At 37.2% G+C, this 5,238-nt stretch carries 4 protein-coding genes and 1 pseudogene; 1 reads left to right on the top strand and 4 read right to left on the bottom strand.

Annotated elements, in window-relative coordinates; all coding sequences use genetic code 11:
* From MRZ08_RS03420 to ald, 4 genes and pseudogenes are all read right to left on the bottom strand, one after another.
* Positions 1 to 288, bottom strand: a pseudogene (locus MRZ08_RS03420) (isochorismatase); the annotation flags it as partial.
* The gene (locus MRZ08_RS03415) at positions 273 to 1,202 is read right to left on the bottom strand and encodes a TIGR01212 family radical SAM protein (RefSeq protein WP_297379253.1); all 930 of its coding nucleotides are present in this window, start codon (positions 1,200 to 1,202) and stop codon (positions 273 to 275) included. The pseudogene MRZ08_RS03420 and the gene MRZ08_RS03415, both read right to left, overlap by 16 nt.
* A gap of 36 nt (positions 1,203 to 1,238) precedes the next feature.
* Positions 1,239 to 2,411 (bottom strand): amidohydrolase, encoded by a 1,173-nt coding sequence (locus MRZ08_RS03410; RefSeq protein ID WP_297379251.1) that lies wholly within the window; start codon positions 2,409 to 2,411, stop codon positions 1,239 to 1,241.
* Positions 2,412 to 2,768: 357 nt separating this feature from the next.
* Positions 2,769 to 3,881 (bottom strand): alanine dehydrogenase, encoded by a 1,113-nt coding sequence (ald, locus tag MRZ08_RS03405; protein WP_297379249.1) that lies wholly within the window; start codon positions 3,879 to 3,881, stop codon positions 2,769 to 2,771.
* Between the two features lie 83 nt (positions 3,882 to 3,964).
* On the opposite strand from ald, the gene MRZ08_RS03400 reads away from it, so the two are divergent.
* Positions 3,965 to 4,792: a Cof-type HAD-IIB family hydrolase gene (locus MRZ08_RS03400; protein WP_297379247.1), complete on the top strand. Its 828-nt coding sequence runs from the start codon at positions 3,965 to 3,967 to the stop codon at positions 4,790 to 4,792.
* Positions 4,793 to 5,238 lie beyond the last annotated feature (446 nt).

Genomic DNA, 5,238 nt, shown 5'->3' with positions numbered 1-5,238 from the left:
GAAAAGAGACTTAGCAAAGATCTTATCCTCTTCTATTAATTCCAAAAGCCTATCATCACTCCTACCAAGGCCCTTTGGATATTGCTCTGTCGCAAGATAATTCATATCATATTCCTTAAAGGCCTTAAGGAGAGTTAGGGTGTTTGTTACAGTCTTCTCTCCATTTTCCATAGTCTTCATTAGCTTTGGTTGCTCGTCTACTACGAGTAGTAGGGTCTTTTCCCTATTTTGATAAATATCTTCTTCCAATGAGTTTATATAAAACTTGCTCGCTAATTTTCTTTCCATAAATCCCCCTGTCTATAATCTTTATCTTTCATCATCTTATCAATTGTTGCCAAAATCTTCGCCTTATTCTTAGACCGTACAGGATAGGCGATTTTTTCCCTAAGTCCATCTCCTGTGAGCCTATTAATAACTACATCAGGATCAAGTCTCCTAAGCATGGCTACTACGATTTCTACATAAGAATCCTTATCCATAGTGTAGGCTATATCTTCCTTCTCGTAGAAAGCAAAAAGCCTAGTCCCATTTTCAACATAAAGATTGTGAATCTTGACTCCCCAAATATTTCGAGAATTGATATAGGAAATATCTGCAAGATAATCTTCCCTATCCTCGTAAGGAAGGCCTACTATAATATGGACTAATATATTTATGCCCAAATTCTTAAGTTTTAATAAGCCTTTGTCAAAATCTTTGTGCCTATAACCCCTATTTATAAGAGAAATCGTCTTTTCATTTACGCTTTGCATACCAAGCTCCACCACGAGAAAGGTCTTTTTATTAAGCTCATCCAAAAGCTCCAAGACTTCATCAGACAAGCAATCAGCCCTAGTAGCTATGAAAAGACCTACTATATCATCTTGAGAAATGGCTTCATAGAACATCTCTATCATCTTCCCTACATCCCCATAAGTATTGGTGAAGTTTTGAAAATAGGCTGTATAGGCCTCATCTCTTCCAGGTTTTGACAAAAGCTTTTTCTGATAGGCAATCTGCTGATATATACTCCCCTTCTCCCTAAAAGTCCACTCGCCAGATCCAGAATCCGAGCAATAAATACAGCCTAGGGATGAAAGAGTCCCATCCCTATTAGGACAAGTAAATCCCCCATCCAAGGGAAGTTTTATCACTTTCTTATGAAATTTTATCTTGAAAAAGGAGTCCAGGTCCTTATATCGCTTTCTATTTATTTCCATAAATACATTATAACATCTTTAAAGCTTAAGGTAAATCTAGATGCTTTGGCTGAAATAATTTCTAGCATAGCTAATAAAATACTCGGATCCAGTTTTTAGGGCACTTTCGTCTATTTCAAATCTTGAACTATGATGAGGATGATCTTCATCCTTTATCCTCGCTCCAAGAAACATCATAGCTCCTGGAATATGGGTCAGATACTTGGCGAAATCTTCTCCACCCATGCGAGGTTCATGGTAAACAACATTTTCTTCTCCTAGTATTTCCCCTGCTACTATCCTACCAAAATCACTAGATTCCTTCTCATTTACAGTTGCTGGTGTTCCAAAGTTATATTTGAACCTGTATTTTGCTTCGTTGGCTTCGCATATTCCTTTAATGACAGTCTCCATCATTTCAGGAAATTTCTTGCGAAGCTTATTATCAAAGGTTCTGGTAGTTCCAAGAAGCTCTGCCATATCTGGGATTACATTTTCAGTATTGCCTGAATTAAAGGCAGTTACAGACAAAACTATAGACTTGCTAGGCTTATTTTTTCTTGATACTATATTTTGAAGATTTTGAACTATGAGTGAACCGATTGCTATGGGATCTATAGTAAGGTGTGGTTCTGAGCCATGACCACCATTTCCTATAATCTCTAAGCTAAAGGTATCAGCTGAAGCCATGATTGGACCATCTTGGATCGCAACTGTGCCTGACCTTAGGGAGCTTCTAATATGAAGAGCTATTATCCTGTCTACTCCTTCTTTTTCTAATATTTTTTCTTCTATGACATGTTTGGCACCAGAATCTTTGATGAATTCCTCAGCTGGTTGAAATAATAAGACGACCTTACCTAGCTCATCTTTCATGGATACTAGTTTCTTGCAAGCTCCTAAAAGAATTGCTGCGTGAGTATCGTGCCCACAAGCATGCATTACTCCTTTTGTTTTTGACTTAAAATCAAGATCTGATTTCTCTTCTATAGGAAGAGCATCTATGTCCGCTCTTATAGCTAAAACTTTACCGTCCTTATCAGGATTGATAAGACCAAGAACACCTGTCCCCACAATTTTCCTTGCCTCAATTCCAAGTTTCGTCAGCTCATTTAAAATATAAGTCGAAGTTTTTTCCTCATGCCAGCTTAGTTCTGGATTTTCATGGAAATATCTCCTGTGACTAATAATATATTCTTCTAAATCTTTGTCTACATACTTGTATGGCATATATCCCCCTTCTTTTTTCGGAAATTTTCCGATATTTAAAGCTTAAACTCAGAAATATTAAACTTGAAGGGCATAACTTCCTGAGTCTACTGATGCTTTTAGATTTTTTAATATAATAGGACAATGTAAAAAGTTCAAATCGATTGTGATTTTATACCCTAGTATATTACTAGGTATTATATTTTTTGTAGACATGATTGCAAATATTTTATCAATTTTTTCAAAGTTTTTATCTTTAATAATAGAAATTAAATATTAAATTTTATCTTAAGTACTAGCGATTTTATAAGTATATAAAAAACTACCGACCAATTATAAATCTTGGTCGGTAGTCTAAGCTCTTATTTAATTTATAGATTACTCAATATTAAGCTCTACATATTCCTTATCGTTAGCCTCAGCTACAGGTTCATATGTTACTTTTCCATCATAAGTATTGATTCCCTTGATTAGCTCTGGGAATCTCTCACATGCTCCCTTTACTCCAAGATCTGCTAAGGCCTTGGCGTATCTAGTTGTTGCGTTTGATAGGGCATATGTTGATGTCATTGCTACTGCACCTGGGATATTTGCAACTGCGTAATGGATTACTCCGTGTTCAACAAAGGTTGGGTTGGTGTGGCTTGTTGGTCTTCCCTTTGTTAGGTCAGTTGAACCACCTTGGTCTATAGCCACGTCCACTATTACAGATCCTTCCTTCATTTGTTTAACCATATCTTCTTTGATTAGTTGTGGCGCACGAGCACCTGGGATTAGGACTGTAGATATTACGAGGTCTGCATTTTTAACTGCATCTTCTATGTTTAGTGGGTTAGAATAGAGTGTTTCGATCTTATCTGGGAAGATGTTGTGTAGTTGAGTTAGGGCTTCGATATTTACATCAAGAACTGTAACTCTTGCTCCCATTCCTACAGCTATTCTTGTTGCAGCTGTTCCTACAGTACCTGCACCTACGATTACAACATTGGCAGGTCTAACTCCTGGTACTCCTTGAAGGAGGATTCCACGTCCACCTTTTGGTTTTGTAAGATATTGTGCTCCCTCTTGAACTGCCATCCTACCAGCGATTTCTGACATTGGTTGTAGAAGTGGTAGTCTATTATCAAGTTGAACTGTCTCAAAACCAATTCCTGTTACCTTGTTTTCTATAAGAGCGTCTGTAAGCTCTGGGTTACTTGCAAGGTGAAGGTAGGTATAGATAATAAGACCTTCTCTAAAGTACTTGTATTCTTCCTTTAGTGGTTCTTTAACCTTATAGATAATATCTGCATTTTCCCAAACTTCTGCGGCAGTATCTACAATTTCTGCTCCAGCTTCTTTATAATCTTCATCGCTAATTCCAGACGCAAGTCCTGCTCCAGATTCTATAATAACTTTATTTCCTGATTTAGTTAATTCTGTACAAGCTCCAGGAATGATTGCCACTCTGGATTCTTGATCTTTTAATTCTTTAGGTATTCCAATAATCAAAATTATTCCTCCTTTTGTCTTTCCATACTTATATATACCCAAAATTAGAGAAATTAATAATTTTTATAGAGTATAATGACTTTATGATTAAATTAATAACAATTGATGTGGACGGAACTTTAGTAACTCCACTTAAAAGATTAACAAAGAAGAATAAAGAAGCGATCAAAAAAGCAAAGAAGGAAGGCATTCACATTGCCCTAGTTAGCGGCAGGCCCTTTACTAGCATGATTCATCTTATAGAAGAATTAGACCTAGCCCAAAAGGGACACTTTACAATTTGCCAAAACGGATCCTACGTCTATGATAATTTCACGAGAAAGCCCATGTTTGGAACTTACCAAAGACCCAAAGACCTCCTTATCGTAGATCAAATGCTTGAAGGCTTTAAGCTAGAATTATCTAGTATGGATGATGAAGGATTTTACACCAGACACAAAAATCCTAACTTCTATACAAAAATGGACGCTAGAATAAACAAGCTTCCAATAAAGACAGTAGCCTACGATAATTGGCCAGAGGATAAAGACTTCGGGAGATTTCTTATCCTAGGTTCCGCAAGTGAGATAAGCCGCTTTATCAAAAATATGCCCAAAGAATTAAAAGAAAACTACTACCCAGTCCAAACCGCCCCCTTTCTAATAGAGGTGATGAACAAAAACACCAACAAGGGCTACGCCATAGGTCAAATGATAGAAAAGCTAGGCCTTGATATGAGCGAGGTAATGGCAATAGGAAACGAAAAAAACGACATCCCCATGCTAGAAGAAGCAGGATTTGCCGTAGCCATGGGAAATGCCGTAGAAGAACTCAAAGCCCACGCAGATTTTATAACAAAATCCAACTTAAACTCTGGAGTGGGCTATGCTATTGAGAAATTACTGGACAATGGGAAGGAGAGATATTTTTAAAAATATCTTTGACTAAAAGTTTTTTATAAAAAGTATTTATGTATTAGAATATATCCTGAAGCAGGGTTGGACCCTTCGAAGCTCAATGTATAAGTAGATTTATTTAAAATATGTTAATACGTATTATAAAACTAGTATTTCTTTGTATTGGAATATACTTTTGAGCAGGGTTGAACCCTTCGAACCCAAGGGGACAGGCTAAGGGGGCGGCAGAGGCCCCCTCTACCCTTTCCCCTTGACCCCTTTGTCATTCACCCCCTCTGCTCCTTGGCGGAGTGCGAAACTAGATGATTGGCTTACGCCAATCTCAGACTGTTGACAAAATCAAAATAACCCTTATTTCGACCGAACGGAGTGAGCGGAGAAATCTAATGAGATCTCTCCATGCGTTCGTTTCACTCTCTTAGTCGAGATAAGGGTAACTTAACGATAAAATAAATTTCGAT

Source organism: Anaerococcus sp. (assembly GCF_022770135.1).
Taxonomy (GTDB): Bacteria; Bacillota; Clostridia; order Tissierellales; family Peptoniphilaceae; genus Anaerococcus.
This window is presented reverse-complemented; position numbering and strand designations above follow the sequence as displayed.

Excerpts from the sequence above, each read along its gene's own strand:
- MRZ08_RS03415 (WP_297379253.1), bottom strand. The coding sequence starts at position 1,202 with ATGGAAATAAATAGAAAGCGATATAAGGACCTGGACTCCTTTTTCAAG.
- MRZ08_RS03410 (WP_297379251.1), bottom strand. The coding sequence starts at position 2,411 with ATGCCATACAAGTATGTAGACAAAGATTTAGAAGAATATATTATTAGT.
- MRZ08_RS03400 (WP_297379247.1), top strand. The coding sequence starts at position 3,965 with ATGATTAAATTAATAACAATTGATGTGGACGGAACTTTAGTAACTCCA.